General features: G+C 62.7%; 23 protein-coding genes. 12 read left to right on the forward strand and 11 right to left on the reverse strand.

The features are described 5' to 3' along the window. Positions 1 to 154: 154 nt before the first annotated feature. The 3 genes from J0I79_RS07495 to J0I79_RS07505 all read left to right on the forward strand — a co-directional run bounded on the left by J0I79_RS07495 (position 155) and on the right by J0I79_RS07505 (position 3139). Positions 155 to 631, forward strand: coding sequence for a hypothetical protein (locus J0I79_RS07495; RefSeq protein ID WP_292856152.1), 477 nt, complete (start codon positions 155 to 157; stop codon positions 629 to 631). Between the two features lie 121 nt (positions 632 to 752). After that, positions 753 to 1820 carry an aldo/keto reductase gene (locus J0I79_RS07500; RefSeq protein ID WP_292856153.1) on the forward strand — a complete coding sequence of 356 codons (1068 nt, stop codon included), beginning with the start codon at positions 753 to 755 and terminating at the stop codon, positions 1818 to 1820. Positions 1821 to 1870: 50 nt separating this feature from the next. Then, the gene (locus tag J0I79_RS07505; protein WP_292856155.1) at positions 1871 to 3139 is read left to right on the forward strand and encodes a cysteine desulfurase-like protein; all 1269 of its coding nucleotides are present in this window, start codon (positions 1871 to 1873) and stop codon (positions 3137 to 3139) included. Positions 3140 to 3154: 15 nt separating this feature from the next. On the opposite strand, the gene J0I79_RS07510 is transcribed toward J0I79_RS07505, so the two are convergent. From J0I79_RS07510 to J0I79_RS07550, 9 genes are all read right to left on the reverse strand, one after another. Next, positions 3155 to 4183: a histone deacetylase family protein gene (locus tag J0I79_RS07510; protein ID WP_292856157.1), complete on the reverse strand. Its 1029-nt coding sequence runs from the start codon at positions 4181 to 4183 to the stop codon at positions 3155 to 3157. After that, positions 4180 to 4683 (reverse strand): GNAT family N-acetyltransferase, encoded by a 504-nt coding sequence (locus tag J0I79_RS07515; RefSeq protein WP_292856158.1) that lies wholly within the window; start codon positions 4681 to 4683, stop codon positions 4180 to 4182. Before J0I79_RS07515 ends, J0I79_RS07510 begins: the two co-directional genes overlap by 4 nt. A gap of 209 nt (positions 4684 to 4892) precedes the next feature. After that, a complete protein-coding gene (locus J0I79_RS07520) occupies positions 4893 to 5822 on the reverse strand; it encodes a 3-keto-5-aminohexanoate cleavage protein (protein ID WP_292856159.1) in 930 nt (309 codons plus the stop codon). 4 nt (positions 5823 to 5826) lie between these two features. Then, the gene (locus J0I79_RS07525) at positions 5827 to 7203 is read right to left on the reverse strand and encodes an aspartate aminotransferase family protein (RefSeq protein ID WP_292856161.1); all 1377 of its coding nucleotides are present in this window, start codon (positions 7201 to 7203) and stop codon (positions 5827 to 5829) included. A 1-nt stretch (position 7204) separates the two neighbouring features. Then, positions 7205 to 8845: a N,N-dimethylformamidase beta subunit family domain-containing protein gene (locus J0I79_RS07530; protein ID WP_292856163.1), complete on the reverse strand. Its 1641-nt coding sequence runs from the start codon at positions 8843 to 8845 to the stop codon at positions 7205 to 7207. Between the two features lie 8 nt (positions 8846 to 8853). Further along, positions 8854 to 9618 (reverse strand): amino acid ABC transporter ATP-binding protein, encoded by a 765-nt coding sequence (locus tag J0I79_RS07535; protein ID WP_292856165.1) that lies wholly within the window; start codon positions 9616 to 9618, stop codon positions 8854 to 8856. Further along, positions 9615 to 10274 (reverse strand): amino acid ABC transporter permease, encoded by a 660-nt coding sequence (locus J0I79_RS07540; protein ID WP_292856167.1) that lies wholly within the window; start codon positions 10272 to 10274, stop codon positions 9615 to 9617. Before J0I79_RS07540 ends, J0I79_RS07535 begins: the two co-directional genes overlap by 4 nt. 12 nt (positions 10275 to 10286) lie before the next feature. Next, positions 10287 to 10934 (reverse strand): amino acid ABC transporter permease, encoded by a 648-nt coding sequence (locus tag J0I79_RS07545; protein WP_292856168.1) that lies wholly within the window; start codon positions 10932 to 10934, stop codon positions 10287 to 10289. A 65-nt stretch (positions 10935 to 10999) separates the two neighbouring features. Further along, a complete protein-coding gene (locus J0I79_RS07550; RefSeq protein WP_292856170.1) occupies positions 11000 to 11782 on the reverse strand; it encodes an ABC transporter substrate-binding protein in 783 nt (260 codons plus the stop codon). Positions 11783 to 11917: 135 nt separating this feature from the next. On the opposite strand from J0I79_RS07550, the gene J0I79_RS07555 reads away from it, so the two are divergent. Then, the gene (locus tag J0I79_RS07555; RefSeq protein ID WP_292856172.1) at positions 11918 to 12877 is read left to right on the forward strand and encodes a LysR family transcriptional regulator; all 960 of its coding nucleotides are present in this window, start codon (positions 11918 to 11920) and stop codon (positions 12875 to 12877) included. Positions 12878 to 12892: 15 nt separating this feature from the next. Here the strand turns inward: J0I79_RS07555 and J0I79_RS07560 are convergent, their stop codons facing one another. Beyond that, positions 12893 to 13309, reverse strand: a complete 417-nt coding sequence (locus J0I79_RS07560; RefSeq protein WP_292856173.1) for a thioesterase family protein — start codon at positions 13307 to 13309, stop codon at positions 12893 to 12895. A 191-nt stretch (positions 13310 to 13500) separates the two neighbouring features. Between J0I79_RS07560 and J0I79_RS07565 the strand changes: the two genes are divergently transcribed. From J0I79_RS07565 to J0I79_RS07575, 3 genes are all read left to right on the forward strand, one after another. Then, positions 13501 to 13749 carry a ParB N-terminal domain-containing protein gene (locus tag J0I79_RS07565; RefSeq protein ID WP_292856174.1) on the forward strand — a complete coding sequence of 83 codons (249 nt, stop codon included), beginning with the start codon at positions 13501 to 13503 and terminating at the stop codon, positions 13747 to 13749. A 130-nt stretch (positions 13750 to 13879) separates the two neighbouring features. Continuing rightward, positions 13880 to 14365 (forward strand): SRPBCC family protein, encoded by a 486-nt coding sequence (locus J0I79_RS07570; RefSeq protein WP_292856176.1) that lies wholly within the window; start codon positions 13880 to 13882, stop codon positions 14363 to 14365. 26 nt (positions 14366 to 14391) lie between these two features. Then, positions 14392 to 15348: an alpha/beta hydrolase gene (locus tag J0I79_RS07575; protein WP_292856177.1), complete on the forward strand. Its 957-nt coding sequence runs from the start codon at positions 14392 to 14394 to the stop codon at positions 15346 to 15348. Between the two features lie 52 nt (positions 15349 to 15400). On the opposite strand, the gene J0I79_RS07580 is transcribed toward J0I79_RS07575, so the two are convergent. Beyond that, complete coding sequence (locus J0I79_RS07580) at positions 15401 to 16429, reverse strand: 2OG-Fe(II) oxygenase family protein (RefSeq protein WP_292856179.1); 1029 nt, start codon at positions 16427 to 16429, stop codon at positions 15401 to 15403. A 114-nt stretch (positions 16430 to 16543) separates the two neighbouring features. Between J0I79_RS07580 and J0I79_RS07585 the strand changes: the two genes are divergently transcribed. From J0I79_RS07585 to J0I79_RS07605, 5 genes are all read left to right on the forward strand, one after another. Beyond that, positions 16544 to 16939 (forward strand): GFA family protein, encoded by a 396-nt coding sequence (locus tag J0I79_RS07585; RefSeq protein ID WP_292856181.1) that lies wholly within the window; start codon positions 16544 to 16546, stop codon positions 16937 to 16939. 148 nt (positions 16940 to 17087) lie between these two features. Continuing rightward, positions 17088 to 17285 (forward strand): hypothetical protein, encoded by a 198-nt coding sequence (locus tag J0I79_RS07590; protein WP_292856182.1) that lies wholly within the window; start codon positions 17088 to 17090, stop codon positions 17283 to 17285. Between the two features lie 184 nt (positions 17286 to 17469). Next, the gene (locus J0I79_RS07595; RefSeq protein WP_292856183.1) at positions 17470 to 18342 is read left to right on the forward strand and encodes an undecaprenyl-diphosphate phosphatase; all 873 of its coding nucleotides are present in this window, start codon (positions 17470 to 17472) and stop codon (positions 18340 to 18342) included. A gap of 205 nt (positions 18343 to 18547) precedes the next feature. Next, positions 18548 to 19174: a transglutaminase-like cysteine peptidase gene (locus J0I79_RS07600; RefSeq protein WP_292856184.1), complete on the forward strand. Its 627-nt coding sequence runs from the start codon at positions 18548 to 18550 to the stop codon at positions 19172 to 19174. A gap of 119 nt (positions 19175 to 19293) precedes the next feature. Beyond that, positions 19294 to 20079 (forward strand): phosphodiester glycosidase family protein, encoded by a 786-nt coding sequence (locus J0I79_RS07605; protein ID WP_292856185.1) that lies wholly within the window; start codon positions 19294 to 19296, stop codon positions 20077 to 20079. The last annotated feature ends 52 nt before the right edge of the window (positions 20080 to 20131 follow it).

Genomic DNA, 20131 nt, shown 5'->3' on the forward strand with positions numbered 1-20131 from the left:
TTGTTTGTGGCAGGCGGCAACCCGCTCAAACGACTAGATTCCTTGAGATCAATGGCATGTATTTTTAACGAGCCGGTTCTATGCTCTCAAAACTTGACAGTCGGGCAAGGGGGAGGCTGACATCGCTACCAGCGCCAAGCGCGATTTCGCGTCGTTGCTCGACGACCTTTTCGTTGCTTCCGACAAGGTCGAGGGCATTGAGGGCGACGCTATTGAGAACGAGGGGCGTGGCGCGCGTCCGTCCATTCCCTTCGACTATCTCTCTGTCGCCGATGAGCTTCATTCCGGCCGCATCAAGGTATCCGCTAGCGAATATCGTGAGGCTGGCGCCGACCTGGCGAGCGAATTCGCCGCCTTGCTTGACCATGCGAGGCTCGCCCTGGCCGGCGAAGAGCCGAAGCCCGAGGAAAGACTGCCGCCCATCGATCCTGAATCGATCGCACTCGAACTGGGGCTGGATAAGCCCAAAAGCACTGCTGATTTCAGCCGGATGCGCCGCAGCTTCGCCTTCGCCAACCATCCGGACCGTGTCGCTCCGCATCTGCGCCAGCGCGCCATGATCCGCATGCAGGTCGCCAATATGCTGATCGACGAGGCCAAGCGCCGCGCGGTGGCGGGCGCGCGCCGCTGAAACCGGCCCAAGTCACGCAAAAGTCGGCCCGCCAAGGCTTGGAGAGCGGCCGCGCTTTCTTGTAGATTAGCGCTTCCCTCCCGCGCAGCCGCGCACGCCTTCCCCTCCGGAGCAGAATTCGATGCATAAACGCCGTCTTGGTCGGACCGATCTTCTTGTTACCCAGATTTGCCTTGGTTCGATGACCTGGGGGCAGCAGAACACCGAGGCCGAAGGGCATGCCCAGATGGACCTGGCCTTCGCGCGCGGCGTCAATTTCATCGACACCGCCGAACTCTATCCGATCCCGCCCAAGGCGGAGACCCAAGGGCGGACCGAGAAGATCATCGGCAGCTGGATGAAGGCCAAGCGCAACCGTGACAAGGTAATACTGGCCTCGAAGGTCGTCGGCCGCACTGCCAACGCCTGGTTTCGCGGCAACAGGCCCTCGCAACTGGTGCGCGCCGACATTTTCGACGCCATCGACAAGTCGTTGGCCAAGCTCGGCACCGACTATCTCGACCTTTACCAGATCCACTGGCCGGAACGGGATATTCCCTGGGGCGCCAATCCGACGCGTGTCGGCGCCGTGGCGCGTCGCGCCGATTCCGTCGGCGCACCGGCTGGCGAGACGCCGATCGCCGAGACGCTTGCCGTGTTCGATGAACTGGTGAAATCAGGCAAGATCCGCCATTTCGGCCTCTCCAACGAGAGTTCCTGGGGCACGATGCGTTACCTCGCGGAGTCCGACAAAGGAATCGGTCCCCGCGTCGCCTCGATCCAGAACGCCTACAATCTCGTCAACCGCACCTTCGAGGTGAACCTCGCCGAGGTGTGCGAGCGCGAGCAGGTATCGCTGCTCGCCTATTCGCCACTGGCGCAGGGCTATCTGACGGGAAAATACGACCATGGCGCGCGCCCGCAGGGATCGCGCTCGCAGCTTTTCAACCGTGGCCAGCGCTACGAGACGCCCAATGCCGCGCAAGCGCTGCTCGAATACAATCAACTGGCGCGCTCGTTCGGATTGGAACCGGCATTGTTTGCCAATGCTTATGTGTCGAGCCGTCCATTTGTGACCTCGAACATCATCGGCGCGACATCGATTGCACAGCTCGACATGGCGCTGTCCTCCGTGGATGTCGTCTGGACCGAGGAGATGCAGAAGGCGGTCGATGCCATACATCAGCGGGTCGGCAACCCCTGTCCCTGACAGATTTTGGGCCGCGGAATTATTGGAGCTGACAAAAAGTGGAGGGAATGATGGTGGATTTTCCGATCGAGGCCGTGCGTGGAAAATTCCCCGCTCTCTCGCTGACCGACAAGGGCCGCCGCCGGATCTATCTGGACAATCCAGCCGGCACGCAGGTGCCGCAGGCAGTTGCCGATGCGGTGGCGCGCTGCCTGCTGACCACCAACGCCAATCTGGGCGGTTACTTCGAAACCACGATCGCCGCTCAGGCCGTGGTTGACGAAGCGCATGCCGCGATGGCCGATTTCCTCGGCGCGGCAAGCCACGAGGAAATCATCATCGGCGCCAACATGACGACGATGACCTATCATATGTCGCGCACGCTCGGCCGCACGATGAAGCCGGGTGACGAGATCATCCTCACCCGGATGGACCATGAGGGGAATGTCTCACCCTGGCTGCAACTGGCCGAGGATATCGGCCTCGTCGTGCGCTGGCTGCCATTCGATGAAAAGAGCTGGCAGGTCGAGGAAGCGACGCTGGCCGGCCTGCTGTCCGACAGGACGCGGCTCGTCGCATTGAACTATGCCAGCAACCTGACCGGCTCGATCAATCGGGTTAAGTCCTTGACCGCCATTGCCAAACAGGCTGGCGCCCTGGTCTATGTCGACGCCGTGCAGTTCGCGCCGCACGGGCTGATCGACGTGCAGGGCCTCGGCTGTGACTTCTTGGTCTGCTCTGCCTACAAATTCTTCGGCCCGCATATGGGCATCCTGTGGGGAAGGCGCGACGTGATCGGTGGCCTCACACCCTATAAATGCCGCTGTTCGTCCAACGGCCTGCCGGAGCGCTTCGAACTCGGCACGCCGCAGATCGAACTCATGGCCGGTTTGACGGCGGCGGTTGACTATTTTGCCGGGCTTGGTGAGGCGGCAGGCGAGGGCGGCTCACGCAGGGATAAGATCGCCAAGGCGTTCGAAGTGTCGATCGCCCACGAAAACCCGCTGGCGCAAAGGCTGATCGACGGCCTGTCGGCCATTGCGGGGCTCACCATCCACGGCATTACCGATCCGAAGCGGCTTGGCGATCGCGTACCGACAGTCTCCTTCACGGTCGATGGCATCGTGCCGGAGACGATCGTGCGGCAGATGAATGCCGAAAACATCTTCCTGTGGTCAGGCCACAACTACGCCTGGGAGATCGTCCACCAGCTCGGCATTCCGGCCGAGCACGGCGTCGTGCGCATCGGCATCGCGCATTACAACACCCCGGACGAGATCGACGAGACGCTGGAGAGCGTGCACCGGGTCATTGCCATGCTCAGGCAGCAGCGGCCTTGAAGTAACGGCAAGGCTCTACCGTGCCTTGCCGCCGAACCCGGTGAGGAATGCGGTGAGATTGTCACCGAGCGCATCGCAGAGATAGCCGCCTTCCTGGACGATGACCGTCGGCAAACCCAGTTTGGCGATGGCCTCGCCGATGCGCGAGAAGCCCGGCGTCGTGACCGAAAGCCCGCCGAACGGGTCTCCCTCGAAGGCATCCAGTCCGAGCGCGACGACCAACGCATCCGGCGAGAAGGCGCGGATGCGCTGGAACGCGACGCCAAGCGCTTCGAGAAACGCCGCGTCGGCGGATTTGCGCGGCAGCGGCAGGTTGAAGTTGTAGCCGAGCCCCGGGCCTTCGCCGCGCTCGTCCGCGTGACCCCAGAAGAACGGATAGAACCGCACAGGGTCGGCATGCAGCGATACGGTCAGCACATCGGGCCGCGCGTAAAAAATGCCCTGCGTGCCGTTGCCGTGATGCAGATCGACATCGAGGATCGCCACGCGCGCCGCCTGCCTGCGCAGGACCTGCGCGGCGACCGCCGAGTTGTTGATGAAGCAGAAGCCGCCGGCGACGTCGGCGAAGGCATGGTGGCCGGGCGGCCGGCACAGCGCATAAGCGGCCGGTGCGCCTGACATCACCGTTTCCGCTGCCTCCACCGCGCTCCACGCGCTCCACAGGGCGCTTTCCCACGTGTCCCGGGAGATCGGGCAGGCCGTGTCGGCCATGTGATAGCCGGCCTGGCCGACGGCGGAGGCCGGATATGAACCTGTGCGTGCGATCGGGTGGATGTTGGGGATCACCTCGGCGGAAGCACCTTCGATACGCTGCCAGCGCGCAAAGATGTGCTCGAGAAAGTCGAGATATTCAGGCGTATGCACTGCCGAGACAGGCCCAAGCCCATGATTTCCCGGTCGTTCGATCACGCACCCAGCGGATTTTGCGCCGGCTAACAATCTTTCGACGCGCTCCGGTTTTTCCGGATTGGGTTGCGGGGCGCCGCTGGAAAGAAAGGCCTTGGGGTCGTGGCGCTTCTGTTCCTGCGCGTAAAAGGCTTTCATTCCTGCTCCCCATTTTCCGGCGCGTCGGCGAAGGCGAAAAACGCATCGCCGAGGATCTTCTGAGTCTGTTCGTAGCTCGACCAGGCGATGCCCAACCGTTCATAGAAAGCCTTGGCGCCCTCATTGTCGGTGTCGACGGAGAGCCTGAGATACACGCCGCCATCCCTACGGCACTCGGCCGCGACCCGCCGCAGCAGCCGCTCGCCGATCTTGCGGCCGCGAAAGCGATCCTCGACATAGAGGTCCTGCACATAGACGCCGGGCCTTCCCATCCAGGTCGAGAAGATCGGAAAATACAGGCAAAGCCCGGCGAATTCGCCGTCGATCTCGGCGATCAGCGTCGAGAAGGACGGTTTTTCGCCGAAGCCGTAGCGGCGAAGGTCGTCAGGGGTCGAAATGATCTCCTGATGCGCTCCGATATGGGTGCCAAGCCTGAGCAGCGCGGCGTGGATGGTGTCGACGTCTTCAATCCGGCCGGGTCGGAGCGTGATCGTACTCACGACAGGTGCGGCGCCAAGGCGCCCCCCTCTGTCCTGCCGGACATCTCCCCCTCAAGGGGGGAGATTGGCAGTTCCGAAGCTTCGACGAACTCCGTGACGCTGGTGATTGGCGAAACCGCGTGCGGCATCCAATCTCCCCCCTTGCGGGGGAGATGGCCGGCAGGCCAGAGGGGGGTGGGACGGAACGCCAGCATTTCAGACCATCATCACTAGAAAGCCACCCGGTCGCCACCCTTAAGCGCCAGCATGTCGCGCGCCTCGGCCGGGGTGGCAACCTCCAGCGACAGCCCATCGAGGATACCACGGATGCGGCGCACCTGGTCGGCATTGGATTTCGCCAGCTGTCGGCCATCGTAGAGGCTGTCTTCCAGCCCGACGCGGACATTGCCGCCCATGGCCGCGGCGATCGAGATCAGCGGCATCTGGTTGCGGCCGGCGGCCAGCACCGAGAACTGGTAGCTGTCGCCGAACAGTTTGTCGGCGATCCGCTTCATGTGGATGAGATTGTCCGGATCGGCGCCGATGCCGCCCAGAATACCCAGCACGAACTGGATGAACAGCGGACCGGACACCAGCCCGCGGTCGCGGAAATGCGCCAGCGAATAGAGGTGGCCGACATCGTAGCATTCGAATTCGAAGCGTGTGCCGCAACCCTTGCCGAGTCTCTCCAGTACGCCTTCCATGTCGGCGAACGTGTTCTTGAAGATGGTGTCGCGGGTCGCTTCGAGCAGCTTCGGCTCCCATTCATGCTGCCATTCGCGCGGCTTGTCGAGCATCGGAAACAGCGCAAAGTTCATCGAGCCCATGTTGAGCGAGCACATTTCCGGTTGTGCCCGCAACGGCGCCGCCAGCCGCTGGTCCAGCGTCATCAGCGAGGAGCCGCCGGTGGTGATGTTGATCACCGCATCGGTCGCCTGCTTGATGCGCGGCAGAAACTGCATGAACACGTCGGGATCGGCGGTTGGCCGGCCATCCCTCGGGTCACGGGCATGAAGATGCAGGATCGAGGCGCCGGCTTCGGCGGCCGCGATCGCATCCGCCGCGATCTGGTCCGGCGTCACCGGCAAATAGGGGGACATCGATGGTGTATGGACCGAGCCGGTGACGGCGCAGGTGATGATGACTTTGCGCGGCGCCATTGTGTTACCCCCGGCTTTCGACCGGCAGGTCGAGTTCGCCGGCCAGAACTTCCAGCGAGTCGCCGATGATGGAGACGATCTCGCCGACCTGCTCGCTGGTGACGATCATCGGCGGCGCGACCATGAAATTGTCACCGTCGACGCCGCCCTTGACCTTGCGGCCGTAAATGATCAGTCCGCGCTCATAGGCGAGATCGAGCAGGCGTTGCGTTGCTTTCCTGCTTTGGTCGATCGGTTTCAGCGTCTCCGGATCGGCGACCATCTCTGCTCCCGTCAGCAGGCCTTTGCCCCTCACGTCGGCGATGAACGGGAAGCGCTTCTTCAGCCCTTGCAGCCCCTCCATCAGCACGTCACCCATGGCTGCCGCATTGGCGATCAGGTCGAGCCGGTCCATTTCACCGAGCACCGCCAGTCCGGCGGCGCAGGCCAGCGGATTGCCGGCATAGGTATGGCCATGCTGGAAACCGCCCGAGGCGAGCAGCGGCTGCACCAGGCGCATAGGCGCCGCGAGCGCGCCGAGCGGCGCGTAGCCCGAGCCCAGGCCTTTCGACAGCGCGACGATGTCGGGCTTGCAATTCCAGTGATCGCCACCGAGGAACTTGCCGGTGCGGCCGGCGCCGCTCATCACTTCATCGTGGATCAGCAGAATGCCATAGCGGTCGCAGATCTCGCGCACCCGTGCGTAGTAACTATCCGGCGCCACAAGCGCGGCGGTGGCGGCGCCGCCGATCGGCTCCATGATGAAAGCCACGACGCTTTCCGGTCCCTCGGCGAGGATCTTCTCCTCCAGCAGGTCGGCATAGCGCACGCCGCGCTGTTCCATCGAAAGGTTGTCGCGGTCGCGCCAGGCGGTAGGCGCCGGAACGGTCGGCATCACCCGCATCATCGGCTCGAAGGTTTCGGCCAGCGCGTCGTCGCCGGTGATCGAGAGCGAGCCGAGCGTGCCGCCATGGTAGGAGGGGAAACGCGTGATCACCTTCCAGCGGGATGCCTGGCCGGTGGCCACGGCCCATTGCCGCGCCAGCTTGATGCAGGATTCCGTCGCTTCCGAGCCGCCCGAGACGAAGAAGATGCGGTCCATGCCTTCCGGCAGCTTGCCGGCGAGTTCGCGCGCCAGTTCTTCCGCCGGCTCGTTCTCGAAATGAAGCCGGTACGCGAAGGTGGCGCGATCCATCTGCCGCTTCATGGCGTCGAGCACGTTGCGGTTGGAATGGCCGATATTGGCGACCATCGGTCCGCTCGAGCCGTCGATGAAGCGGCGTCCGTCCCGCGTCCACATATAGATGCCTTCGGCGCGGTCGATGAGCGGCCGGCGCAGGCTGGACAGGTAGAAGAGATGCGAGTCGCGCCGGGTTTCGGCTGGTATCTGGGCTTTCGACATGTCAGGACTTTCCGAGATAGCGATCGAGGACATTTCGGGTGACGCGTTCCACCATCGGGTCTTGCCGCAGCAGGCCGGCCACCCATTCGCAGCTTCCGGCATGGAACACTTCGCCTTTGCCGCGTGAAAAATTGACGATCATGCCATTGCTGCGTTTGACTTTTTCGAGACTGGCGTCGCTGCGGTCGCCAAACAAGGTTTCGGCGCTGAAGCGGCCATCCTCGTCAGTCAGGAACTGGTCTTCGATCGGAATGTCAGCGCTTTCCTCGACCTGGCTTGCCATGCCGACGGCGAGAACCTGCAAACCATCCGGTGCGCCGCTGGTCGCGGTCGGGTAGGGCAGGCCGCCCCTTATCTCGAAATCCAGCCCGTCCACCTCATAGCCATAGACGTGGCTGTCGGCGCCGAGCAGGTCGCCATAATAGATGCCGGTGCCGGCGAATGCCCAATGTTCAGGCCGGTAGACGGGGAAACCGCGCGCACCGCGCGGCGCGCAGCCGCCCCAGCCTGCATAGAGGCCGCGCGTGGCGTTGAGCCCGAAAGTCTCGGCGCCCGGCCGGCCGATTTCGGGCGCTTCCCAGGAGTTGGTGGCGCGCGTCACGTCACCGTCGCGGTAGATCGGATCTTCGGCGCGGGCGCGGTACTTGTAGCAGACCTGGCGGCGGCCTTCGTCCTCAAGACGCGTCTGCCACATGAAATTGCCGGCGAAGCGCGCCGCATGGCCGCCGCGCTCGACATAGCGATCGACGGCGTCGCGCATTTCCCAGGTCCAGTACTCGTCATGGCCGACAAAGACCGCGCAGTCGTAGCCGTCGAGAATTTCGGGCGAGAAATGCAGATCGTGCTGGCTGGCAAGATCGACGGCGTAGCCGGCCCGTTCGGCGAAGCGAAACATATGGCTGTCGTAGCTTGCCCAGCCCGACGAGGCGTATTTCTTGGAATGACCGGTGGCGAGCGCCCATTCCATATGGGGATAGCGCGGCACCGTCTTCGGCGGCACCGCAACCTCCAGCGGCACGCGCGGCGCGTCCTTGGGCAGTACGACGAAGCCACGACACCAGGGACGCTGCGTCGACACGATGGGCGAATAAAGGTTGCGATCCGGCCCGGTGATGCCCTGATAATGGTTGGAACCGCCCCAGGTATTGTAGGCGAGCCAGGTGCCTGTCGCGGCGACCTGCAGCACCCGGCCAGGTTTCTTGCCGGCCTGAGGAGAGACGATGAAAATGTGGTGGCTCTGGATCGGCTTGCGGTCACGGCCATCGGCTGTCAGCGTTATCCGATAGGCACCGGACGGCCAGTCGCTGCCGACACGGAATTCAAACGAAGCTTCCCAGCCGCAGCCTTCGGCCGAACATTGATCCGGACTGTCCTGCCAGCGCGACGCGATGTCCGACTTTTCGAAAACCTTTGTCTCGGTGCCGCCGTCGCGAATGATCGTCATGTTGAAGGATGGCGCGGTTGAGCTGACATGCAGCCTCACCGTTTCGCCGGCGCGATAGGAAAACCGGTCGCTGTAGCACCAGATTTCGCCGCGCTCGCCGTCCATCCCGGGCCATTCGTAATAGTGGCCGCGCACGGCGTGGCGGCGCTGCTCCTCCGTCAGTCCGAAATCCGGGAATTGTGTGGGTAATCTGGTCATTGGCTTGCTCAGGCGGAAAGGTATTTCTTCAGGAAACTGCGGGTGCGCTCCTTCCGTGGGGCGCGAAAAATCTCGACCGGCGGGCCTTCCTCGACCACGACGCCGCCATCCATGAACAGCACGCGGTCGGCGACCTCGCCGGCAAAACGCATTTCATGCGTTACGATGAGCATGGTCATGTGCTCGGCGGCAAGCTGTTTCATCACCGCGTTCACCTCGTCGACCAGTTCCGGATCAAGCGCGGAGGTCGCCTCGTCGAACAGCATGACCTTGGGCTGCATGGCGAGCGCTCGCGCAATGGCAACGCGTTGCTTCTGGCCGCCGGAAAGTCGCGACGGATAGGCGTCGATCTTTTCGGCCAGCCCGACCTTCGAAAGCAGGTTGTGCGCGAGCGCCCTGGCGTCGGCCTTGGGCATGCCTTTGAGGATGACCGGCCCCATGGTGATGTTCTCCAGCACGGTCAGGTGCGGGAACAGATTGAAGTGCTGGAACACCATGCCCATCTGCTGGCGCACCTTGTTGATGTGCCGCTCGAAGGCCTGGCCATGCAGAGGCTGGTTGACCTGCACCCCGTCGAGCCAGACCTCGCCGCCGTTCAAGGTCTCCAGATGATTGATCGAGCGCAGCAGCGTGCTTTTGCCCGATCCGCTCGGGCCGATAATGGCCACGATCTGCCCGCGTTCGACCGAAAGGTCGATACCCCTCAGAACCTCGACGGCGCCGAAGGATTTGCGTGCGCCGCGAACCTCGGCCATTGGCTGCGTTGCGCTCATCGGGAAACCTCCACCTGCCGTTCAAACCGATGCAGGGCCGCCTCCAGCACGAGGTTCAGGATGTAATAGAGCGCGGCGGCCGTGATGTAGAACTCGAACGGCCGGAAGGTTTCGCTGATCGCCAGCTGCGCTGAATGGACCAGTTCGGCGATGCCGATGACGGACACGATGGAAGATTCCTTCAACAGCGCGATCAGGTTGCCGCCGATCGGCGGCGCGGTGTTGCGGATGGCCTGCGGCACCACGACGTAGCGCAATGTTTGCCATTTGCCGAAACCGATGCTGCGCGCACCCTCCGTCTGGCCGGCGTCGACGGCCACGATGCCCGCGCGGATGACGTCGGCATTGTAGACGGCGAAATGCAGGCCGAGCCCGATGATGCCCGCCGCCAGCGCCGGGATATCGATGCCGATCTGTACCAGGCCGAAATAGATCAGGAACAGCTGCAGCAGCAGCGGCGTGCCCATGAACACCCACATGAAGGCGCGCACGGGATAGGCCAGGATCGCCGGAGCATAGAGGACGGCAACGGCGAATAGGATGCCGAAGAGAAAGCTCAGCGCACCCGCCGAAACGGTCAGGACAGCCGTCCACCAGGCGCCTGTCAGCAGAAGATCCCAGTAGGGCGCGACGACAGTGAAATCCAGACCTTGCATCATGTTCCCCCGTCAGACGATGGCAAAGCGTTTGTCGAGCAGGTCGACGACGCGGGCGACGGCATAGACCATGATCATGTAGAGCAGCGCCGCGACACCAAATATTTCGAACGGCTTGTAGGTGGAGCCGATGAAGCGCTGGGCTGTGTAGGTCAGTTCGACGACCGAAATGGTGGATACCAGCGCCGAACCCTTCAGCAGGGCGACGGTGTTGACGCCGAGCGGGCGGATCATCAGCCTTGCCGCCTGCGGCAGCACGACCTTGCGCAAGGTCTGGAAGCGGCTGAAGCCGATGGTGCGGGCAGCCTCGGTCTGGCCCCGGTCGACAGCCATCACAGCGCCACGGATCGATTCCGCCATGTACGCGCCGATGTTGAGGCCAAGGCCGATGACGCCGGCCGAGAAAGGCTCCAGGTTGATGCCGATCTGCGGGCCGCCGAAATAGAGCACGAACAGCTGGATCAGGCAGGGCGTGCCGCGAAAAAGGCTGACATAAAGCGTGCCGACTGCGCGCAGGATCGCCGATCTCGACATCTTTGCCGTGGCCGCCAGCGCTGCCGCCGCCAGCCCCAGGACGAGGGCCAGTGCGGTCAGTTCCAGCGTTACCAGAGCGGCTTCCACGAAGAACGGGAAGACACGGCTCATCAAGGAGAAATCCATAGGGTCGGCCCCTCAGGAGTGGTGATCGGCCCCGGCCGGATTGGCTCGCCCGGGGCCGGATGACATCAGCGTATGTCGCTGCCGACCCACTGCTTGGAAATCTTCTCGTAGCTGCCGTCAGCCATCATGTCGTCCAGCGCTTTCTGCATGGCGGCCTTGAGTTCGGGATTGTCCTTGCGGATGGCGATGCCGATGGCGACGCTGCCGCCTTCGATGTTGGGCGTGTCGAGCTTGCGCACCTTCTCGCCGGTTTCCTTGACGGCGACCATGACCGGGATGTTGTCGACGACGATGGCGTCGACGCGGCCGGCCTTCAGCTCCAGCAACAGCTCCGGCAGGCCCTTATAGGTGCGGACATCCCAGCCGCCCTGCTGGCGGGCCCATTTCTCGTGCGTCTCGCCCAGCGTCACGCCGAGGGTCTTGCCCTTGAGGTCGTCGAGGCTCTGCACCTTGGAATCCTGGCTCACGAAAACCGCGCGCCCGGCGTGGTAATAAGGGCCGACGAAATCGACCACCTTCTCGCGCTCCGGCGTGATCGTCATCGAACCGACGACGGTGTCGTATTTGTTGGCGAGCAGGCCAGCGATGATGCCGTCCCAGGCGATGGTGATGATGGTGCCCTTGACGCCGATGCGCTCGGCGATCGCCTTGCCGATATCGGCGTCGAAACCGACGACCTCGTTCTGGTCGTTGACGAAATTGAAGGGCGGATACTGGCCGCTCATCGAAATCTTGAGCTCACCCGCCGCCTTGATCTTTTCGAGATCGTCGGCCCGGGCCGAGGCCGAATTGAAAGTCGACGCCAGCAGCAGCGCCGCCACGGCGATGCCGGAGAGTATCTTGTTCATAGGATGTCTGTCCTCTGGATGGAGCGCGAAGGCTTGTTCTTGGGAGGCGTTGGGGCGCTCTCCTGACGACAATGATTGCGTTTGCCGAAGCATTGCGCAAATAGATAATGGAAATAGGGAGCATAGATCTGAGGAATGGCTTTGCCGCGCCCCGAACGTCTGGTCTGGGACCTGGACTGGAACCTCTTGCGGACGTTCGTCGTCATCGCCGAGGTCAAGAGCATCACCCGCGCCGCCGAGCGCCTGAACCTCAAGCAACCCAGCGTCAGCAATGCGCTGCGACGCCTGGAGGACCGGGTCGGGCGCCGGCTGGTGGAGCGCGATGCGACACGTTTCGAGCTGACCGAGGTGGGACGGCTGATCTACGAGCAGAGCGTCGAGGTGTTCGGCTCGATATCGCAACTGCCGCTGCTGATGCGCGGTATCAGCGACGACGTCACCGGCCATGTCATGATCGCCACCGCCAGCCATGTCGTCTCGCCTCTGTTCGACCGTGCCTTGGCGGAATTCCACCGCGATTATCCGCGCGCCAGCATCACCATCTCGGTCGCGGCAAGCACCGAGGTGGCCAAGCAGGTGAGGGAGCGTCGCGCGTCCTTCGGCATCTGCCTGGTCAGCCAGCGCGATCCGGCGCTGGACTATGCGATGGTCTACCGCGAATTCTTCGGCTTCTTCTGCGGTCCTCGTCACAGGCTTTATGGCAAGACCGGCCTGACACTTGCCGATCTGCGCGGCGAACCCTCGGTGTCGTTCCAGACCGATCACATTTCGGATGCGCTGCGGCCGGTCGCGCTGCTGCGCAGTGAGGCGAGGCTGAATGCCGATGTCGTGGGCGTCTCCTCGAGCCTGGAAGAGGTGCGGCGCATGATCGTCGCCGGGCTCGGCATCGGTCCGCTGCCGCTGCATGTCGCGCGGCGCGATGTGACGGATGGGATATTGTGGCGGCTGCCGCCCTATGATGCGCCGCCGGCGATCGATATCTTCCTGCTGACCAATCCCGACAAAGCGATGAATCGCGCCGAGAAGGCGCTCCTGTCGGGGCTGCAGGCGCTGATCGCCGAGACCCCGCTCGAGGAGCGCATCTACAACGCCTGACCAGCCGGCAGAGGCCTATTCGACGAGGAGGGCCGCCGCGCGCTCGCGCATCGGCTCGTCCAGCGCCACCGAGCTTCGTGCTGCAAGGTCGAAGCGCACGCTGGTCGTCCGGCTCGATGCGTGGACGATGTCGTCCAGCGATCCGGACATCACCTGTTCGAAACTGATGGAGGAGCGGCCGACCTTCACGACGTGCGAACGGATGGTGAGCAGCGATCCCGCCTTCGTTTCATGGCGGTAGTCGATTTCGGTGCGCACGTCGGCCCAGCCGATCTGCGATCCCGCATGGGTCTCCTGTCCGGCTATATGGCCGAGAATCTGGAAGCTCGCATCATCGAACATAGCCGCGTAGTGGCGCACATTCATGTGCCCCATCACATCGCACATCCAGGGGTGGGCCATGCCGACGAAGGTAACGAGGGATTTGCTCATGGGATTGTTCCGCGGACTTCGTTAACGTGACGGGAGCCCATATCGAAACGTGCGACAGCAGGCAAACCGCTGGACGCTTCGGCAGAGCGTTCCAAGTCGGAAGAGGCCTATTCGCTGGCCATGCCCTTGGCCCTCCCGGACAAACCGACTATCTCAGGGGAACGGCGGCGGTTCCGCCACGGGGATAGCCGATGCTCAGGGTGCAAAAAGTCAAAGTCGACGATATCTACGTGCCCACCGCACGCAAGAAGACGCTGCACCCGGAGACCGTCCGCCATCTTGCCGAGGACATACTGGAAAACGGCATGAAGATGCCCATCCAGGTCCGCCATGACGGCAATCGCCATATCCTCGTCGAAGGCTTGCATCGGCTGGAAGCGGCAAAATGGCTCGGCGAGTCGGAGATCGACGCCTATCTGGTCCAGGCCAAGCGCCACTGACGCAGTCGCCGCGCTGCTTCCACGCGGTCTGAGCAGTCTCGATATTTTTTCTCCGGTGTTGTCGGCTGGCATTCCATTGGCTCGTCTTTGAGACGGAAGCCAGATCAAACCCAACACCGAGGAGACCACCGTGGCCACCAAGCTCGACATCACCCCCGCCAACGACCGTGAACTGGTCATTGCCCGCATCATCGATGCGCCGCGCGAAAGCGTCTATCGCTGCTGGAGCGACCCGAAGCTGATTACGCAATGGTTCGCGCCAAAGCCCTGGACCACGCCGCGCGCGGAAATGGATGTGCGCACCGGCGGTTCGAGTTTTGTCGTCATGGCCGGGCCGGACGGCAATGAATTCCCCAACCACGGCGTCTTCCTCGACGTCGTTCCCGGCGAGAAGATCGTTTTCACCGACGCCTACATCAAGGCATGGGAGCCTTCGGAAAAGCCGTTCATGACCGCGGTCCTGACCTTCGAGGACGAAGGCAAGGACAAGACCCGATACACGGTCCGGATCCGGCACTGGAGCGTCGCCGACCGCGAACAGCACGAGCAGATGGGCTTTCACCAGGGCTGGAGCCAGTGCGCCGACCAGCTCGAGGAACTCGCCAGGACGCTTTGAAATTAGCGCACGGAGAGGAGATCGAGATGTCCAAGACTCTGTTTTTCGCCATTCTTGCTTCGGTTGCGGCGCTTGTCGCTTGCCCCAGCGCCACAAATGCCGAGGAGGCAAAACCTGCCATGACGAACCAAGCCAAGACATCGCCGAAACCCGAAAAGTCCGGCCTGCTGCCGATCAACGGCTTGAACTACTATTACGCCGTCTACGGCAAGGGCGAGCCGTTGCTTCTCTTGCATGGCGGCCTCGGCTCCATCGATATGTTCGCGCCGATCCTGCTCAAGCTCGCCGAAAACCGCACCGTCATTGGCGTTGACCTCCAGGGCCATGGCCGCACCGCGCTCGGCGACCGGCCATTCAGCCTGCAGGCGATCGGAGACGACATGGCCGCTATCGTCAAGGCGCTCGGCTACGACAAGGTCGATGTCATGGGCTATTCGCTGGGCGGCGGCGTCGCCTTCCGCATGGCGGTGCAGCACCCCGAGACCGTGCGCCGGCTTGTCCTGGTCTCGACCGGCTATGCCGCCAACGGCTTCTATGACGAGATGCGCCCGCAACAGGCGCAGGTGAGTGCCGCGGCGGCCGAATTCATGAAGGACACGCCGATGTACAAATCCTATGTCGCGGTGGCGCCGCATCCGGAAGAGTTTCCAAAACTGCTCGATGCGCTCGGCAACTTCATGCGCCAGGATTACGATTTTTCAGCCGATGTTCCCAAGCTGAAGATGCCGGTCATGCTCGCCTATGGCGACAGCGACATGTACAAGCCCGAGCACGAGATCAAGTTCTACCAGATGCTCGGCGGTGGGTTGAAAGATGCCGGCTGGATGCGCGAGAACCTGTCGCAGAACCGCCTGGCGATCTTGCCCAACCGCACCCATTACGACGTCTTCTTCGCGCCGGAGCTGACGGCCGCCGCACTGCCGTTCCTGAACGGCGAGACCAAGGTCAAGAGCTGGGACGAGGTCGTCAGCGAAGCGGAATAAAGGCATGACATTTTTCCGACGGCCGTCTCCTGCGAGATGGCCGTCGGTTTGTTTATGAAGCCTTCGACTGACGTGGCTGCCTCAGATGCTTGATGCCGCTCATCTCGACGAAATTCGTCGCCGAATCCCAGAGGTAGTCCCCATAGAGAAACGGCTCGAACGGCTCGGCGCCGCGCCACGGCAAGGGCGCGATCTCCGCGTCGACCCGCGGTTCATAGAAGAACGGGATCGAAAATCGCACAGTCTTGGGTGCAATCACCCGGTGCCGCGTCGCCCTGACACGACCGCCGGTCCAGCGCTCCAGCAACTGGCCGAAATTGACGGCCAGCGTGCCGTTTTCAGGCGGCACGTCGATCCACTCGCCGGCAAGGTTCTTCGCCTGCAAGCCCTCGACGCCATCCTGCGCCAGCAAGGTGACGAAGCCTGAATCGGCATGTTCGCCGCCGATGATGGTGCGCGTTTCGCCCCTGTGGACCACCGAAAACTCCCGGCCACCAGTCTCGGCGCCCGTATTGGCGTCGCGCAGGGGATAGCGGATGAGGCGCAGTGTTGAGATGCCGTTCTCGAAATATGGATCGAAGATCCTTTCGGGCAGGCCAAGTCCGCGCGCGATTGACCGCATGAGCGCGTTGCCGACGATCTCCATCGCGCGATAATAGTCGGCGGCTGCGGATCGCCAGCCGGGCAGGACATTTTCGGCCGGCAACGGTGTCGGCTCGCCCAGCGGATCGTCGGAAGCCGAAACGCGCAGCGGGTCCGCAAGGTCCGGCCCCATGTCGATGCCTTCCTTGTAGGAGATGGCTCGCGGCTGCAGCGGGAACCAGCCGCGGTAAAAATTTTTCCTGGTGTTGTCGAAATTCCAGCGCAGCAGTTTCTGCTTCTCGCTATCTGCAAGCGTGAAGATGCGCAGCAATTGCGCGCGTTTGACCGGTGTGAGCCAGTCATCGCCGGGAAAATCCCGGATCGCCATGAAGCCGATCCCCGAGGCGGCGGCCATGATCCTGGCATCGGTGCGGTCGCGGGCGGGCGAGGGCGGCGCGAACAGTTCGGCTATGCCGATGGTTTCGATGTCTTGCGTCATGGCTTCTTGGTCCCACGGCATCACGGCAATCGATGAAATCCTATCAAAGCTTTTCAATTGACCCAATCGGTTCCACGGCTAGGTTGCCGGCCTATTCTCCATTGGATTACGGCGATGGCTAAATATCAGGGCGGATGCCTGTGCGGGACGGTGCGCTATAGCGCCGATGCGGCACCGATCAACGAACGCATCTGCCATTGCCGGCTCTGCCAGCGGGCGATCGGCGGCGCCTTCAACGCGCGTGTTCTGTTCCGCATCGAGGACGTGACCATCGAAGGGCAGTGGGCGAGCGTGAACACCTCGCCGGATCTCAAGCGCGGCTTTTGCCCGAACTGCGGCACGACGATGTTTTCGCGCCGCGATTCCGCCGGCATCATAGGCGTCACCACGGGTTCGCTCGACGATCCGTCGCTGTTTCGCCCGCAAATGCATATTTTCACCGCCTCGAAGCAGGCATGGGTACAGATCGACGATGGCCTGCCACAGTATGAGGCCGGCCCGCCAGCGTAGTTTCGCTGCTCCTCCCGCTGGGATTCAACAGGCGACCATGACCAAAATTTAATCCAAATCGACACGCGATAGCCGGCAAAGCGTCATTGGCGAGCCATCATTGTCTTCCTATCTATGCTGCGCGGGCCGGCATTCGAGGAGACGACGGATGAACGACACCATCAGCACCCTGGACGAGCTCTTGAGCGATCCGATGGTCCTGCTTGTGATGGAGCGCGACCGCGTGCATCCCGACCAGGTCCGTTTGCTGCTCGAACGGGCTCGTCGGCCTTCCCAGGACGAGCCTGCCGTTCCCCCCGCCCATGTGATCGCAAGGACATGTCAGAAACTCTGGCTGTGCCCGTAGGTCCGCGGCGTGACCTGCGCGAATGCAAACCGGCAACTTGGCCGGTTTGAGGTGCGCGTTGCTTCGGCACCAGCTTACAAATCCGTAAATTGATTATCCCGCCCGTGACGATAAGGCTTGCCCGCGATAGGCCAACAATGGTCTGATCCCCCAGAAGCCCGATCTCTCACACACGGAATCCGACATGGCTGACATCTGCACCCAGGGCGTGGATACGGGTTTCGTCGGCCTCGGATATGCAAAGGTCGCTTTCCTGGGGCTGGTGCAAGGCATCACCGAGCTGCTGCCGATTTCCTCGACCGCCCACATGCGCATCGTGCCGGCGGTGCTCGGTTGGCAGGATCCGGGTTCCGCTTTCTCCGCCGCCATGCAGCTTGCCGCGCTTGCCGCCGTCGTCAGCTATTTCTGGAGCGACGTCAGGGAGCTGCTGTTCGGATCGCTTGGGGCCCTGACGCGTCGCGATTTCGCCGACCGGCATTTCCGGATGGCCTTCTGGATCGTGATGGCGACGATCCCGATCATCATCGCCGGCTTGGCGCTGTCTGGCGTTCTCAATGCCTGCAATTCGCCGCTGCGCAGTCTGAGCGTCATCGGCTGGTCGTGCATCGTCATGGCGATCCTGCTGGCGCTGGCGGAGATTTTCGCCCGCCACCGTCTCACCATGGCTCAGGCGTCGCCCGCCGATGCGCTCCTTGTCGGCCTTGCGCAGGTCGGCGCTCTGATACCTGGTGTCTCACGGTCGGGCTCGACCCTGACGGCGGCGCTGGGCCTCGGCTTCAAGCGGGAGGAGGCGGCTCGCTTTTCGTTCCTGCTCGGCCTGCCCGCGATCGCGCTCGCCGGCCTCAAGGAATTGTGGGAACTGCACAAGGTCCATCTCGATGGCCATGGATGGTCGGTGCTTGCTGTCGGACTGGTCGTCGCCTCGATTTCCGCCTTCTTCGCCATCTGGGGGCTGATGCGGGTGCTGGAGCGCTTCTCCGCCTGGCCCTTCGTCATCTATCGTGGCGTGCTTGGAGTGGTCCTGCTGCTCTGCGTGGCGATGGGATGGCTTGCCTGATACAGACCGGCACGGAAGCAAAGGCGCGTGGCGTGGCTCGTTTCGATGCGAGGCTTCGGGCTGACGTGTCGGGAGCTCTGTGTTGCACGGTTGCAACCCTGAACCTGCCTGATTCGCTCTCTGAAGATGTGATCGTCCGCTTTCATTGACACCAGATGATTTCAGCCTTTAACGTTCTGTTAACAAACAGAAGGGGCGGGGCCGCATGGCATCCTCGATGGGTTGGCGCCGCAAGGCGAAGGGGCTGGGGCTGGCTGTCGCCTTGTCCGTTTTCTGCGCGGCGGCGGGTTCCGCCTATGCCGCGCCTGCCTCCATGGTTGTCGGTGGCCAGACGTCCCAGCCGATCGGCCACTATGATTTCTGCAAGATCCATGTCGCCGAATGCTCGATCCGCTCGCCCAACAGCGTCCCCGAACATTTGACCAGCAAATTGCTGCACGAGATTTCGGCGGTGAACCTTTCGGTCAACACCCGCGTCAAGCCGATGAGCGATCTCGACAATTACGGCAAGGACGAATGGTGGGCCTATCCGGACAATGGCTTCGGCGACTGCGAGGACTACGCGCTGGAAAAACGGCGCGAGCTCAACGGCATGGGCATCGCCATCGCCAATCTCCTGATGACCGTGGTTCGCAAGCCCGATGGCGAAGGCCATGCCGTGCTTACGGTTCGCACGGACAAGGGCGACTTCATCCTCGACAATCTCGTCGACAAGGTTCGCCTCTGGAACCAGACGCCATACCGGTATCTGAAAAGACAGGCGAGCGACAACACAGGCCACTGGGTCTCCATCCTCGGCGGCGACGAACAGCTGGTCAGCTCAGTGAAATAGTCTTGCCCGCGGCGGCAGGCCGGGTGCAAAACCCGTCCGCGCTCCGGACCGATCTTCCAACATGGCGCTCCGCGATGCTATTCACGGCGGCTCATTGGAATTGGTGACCCCGCAGGCGTATGGATTTTCTGACACTTCTCAACTGGGCGCCTCTGCTGCTGGCGCTGGGCAAGGCCGCGCTGCCGCATGCCGCCGCCACGATCGTCGCGTCAGGCCAGTGGTTCGCGTCGGTGCCGCCGTGCCGCGACTTTGTCTTCGAGACGGCGAGCTATTTCGTCTGCGAGGTCGATCCGAAGCGGTACTCGATAGAACTGTTCTGGAAAGATCCTGACGGCAAGCCCTATCAATCGCTGCACAATCTCGACAATGCGCAGCGCGCGGCGGGGCGTACCATGCTGTTTGCCACCAATGCCGGCATGTACCATCCGGACCTCAGGCCTGTCGGCCTCTATGTCGAGCGTGGCCAGGAAATGGCCGGGGTGAAGACGGGATCGGGAAGCGGCAATTTTTCGCTGCAGCCGAACGGCATCTTCTACATAAGTCGCGGCAAGGCAGCGGTTCGGGCAACCAGGGATTTCGTCAGGAAGCGGCCATCGACCGAATACGCGACCCAGTCGGGGCCGATGCTGGTCATCGATGGCGAACTGCATCCGAAGTTCCAGGCCGACAGCACATCACGCAAGACCCGGGACGGCGTCGGCGTGAGAAAGGACGGCGTCGCGGTCTTCGCGATTTCGAACGGCACCGTTACGTTCCACGCCTTCGCGCGTCTGTTTCGCGACGCGCTTGGCTGCGACAATGCGCTGTTTCTCGACGGGTCCATCTCGAGCCTGCTTGCTCCCGCCATCAACCGCAACGATGACTACTGGAACCTGGGACCGATGATCGGCGTCTTCAGGCGCTAGAGCCGGGTGATTTCAGGTCGCCTCGACCTGAAATCTGAATCCGGCTCTAAAT

This window comes from Mesorhizobium sp. (assembly GCF_017306585.1).
In the GTDB taxonomy this organism is placed as follows: domain Bacteria; phylum Pseudomonadota; class Alphaproteobacteria; order Rhizobiales; family Rhizobiaceae; genus Mesorhizobium.

Bases quoted from the DNA above. Each gene is read 5' to 3' on its own strand.
- J0I79_RS07585 (WP_292856181.1), top strand. From the start codon at position 16,544: ATGGCTAAATATCAGGGCGGATGCCTGTGCGGGACGGTGCGCTATAGC.
- J0I79_RS07555 (WP_292856172.1), top strand. From the start codon at position 11,918: ATGGCTTTGCCGCGCCCCGAACGTCTGGTCTGGGACCTGGACTGGAAC.
- J0I79_RS07540 (WP_292856167.1), bottom strand. From the start codon at position 10,274: ATGCAAGGTCTGGATTTCACTGTCGTCGCGCCCTACTGGGATCTTCTG.
- J0I79_RS07550 (WP_292856170.1), bottom strand. From the start codon at position 11,782: ATGAACAAGATACTCTCCGGCATCGCCGTGGCGGCGCTGCTGCTGGCG.
- J0I79_RS07605 (WP_292856185.1), top strand. From the start codon at position 19,294: ATGGATTTTCTGACACTTCTCAACTGGGCGCCTCTGCTGCTGGCGCTG.
- J0I79_RS07505 (WP_292856155.1), top strand. From the start codon at position 1,871: ATGGTGGATTTTCCGATCGAGGCCGTGCGTGGAAAATTCCCCGCTCTC.
- J0I79_RS07590 (WP_292856182.1), top strand. From the start codon at position 17,088: ATGAACGACACCATCAGCACCCTGGACGAGCTCTTGAGCGATCCGATG.
- J0I79_RS07575 (WP_292856177.1), top strand. From the start codon at position 14,392: ATGTCCAAGACTCTGTTTTTCGCCATTCTTGCTTCGGTTGCGGCGCTT.
- J0I79_RS07580 (WP_292856179.1), bottom strand. From the start codon at position 16,429: ATGACGCAAGACATCGAAACCATCGGCATAGCCGAACTGTTCGCGCCG.
- J0I79_RS07600 (WP_292856184.1), top strand. From the start codon at position 18,548: ATGGCATCCTCGATGGGTTGGCGCCGCAAGGCGAAGGGGCTGGGGCTG.
- J0I79_RS07530 (WP_292856163.1), bottom strand. From the start codon at position 8,845: ATGACCAGATTACCCACACAATTCCCGGATTTCGGACTGACGGAGGAG.
- J0I79_RS07520 (WP_292856159.1), bottom strand. From the start codon at position 5,822: ATGGCGCCGCGCAAAGTCATCATCACCTGCGCCGTCACCGGCTCGGTC.
- J0I79_RS07535 (WP_292856165.1), bottom strand. From the start codon at position 9,618: ATGAGCGCAACGCAGCCAATGGCCGAGGTTCGCGGCGCACGCAAATCC.
- J0I79_RS07595 (WP_292856183.1), top strand. From the start codon at position 17,470: ATGGCTGACATCTGCACCCAGGGCGTGGATACGGGTTTCGTCGGCCTC.
- J0I79_RS07545 (WP_292856168.1), bottom strand. From the start codon at position 10,934: ATGGATTTCTCCTTGATGAGCCGTGTCTTCCCGTTCTTCGTGGAAGCC.
- J0I79_RS07560 (WP_292856173.1), bottom strand. From the start codon at position 13,309: ATGAGCAAATCCCTCGTTACCTTCGTCGGCATGGCCCACCCCTGGATG.
- J0I79_RS07510 (WP_292856157.1), bottom strand. From the start codon at position 4,183: ATGAAAGCCTTTTACGCGCAGGAACAGAAGCGCCACGACCCCAAGGCC.
- J0I79_RS07565 (WP_292856174.1), top strand. From the start codon at position 13,501: ATGCTCAGGGTGCAAAAAGTCAAAGTCGACGATATCTACGTGCCCACC.
- J0I79_RS07525 (WP_292856161.1), bottom strand. From the start codon at position 7,203: ATGTCGAAAGCCCAGATACCAGCCGAAACCCGGCGCGACTCGCATCTC.
- J0I79_RS07500 (WP_292856153.1), top strand. From the start codon at position 753: ATGCATAAACGCCGTCTTGGTCGGACCGATCTTCTTGTTACCCAGATT.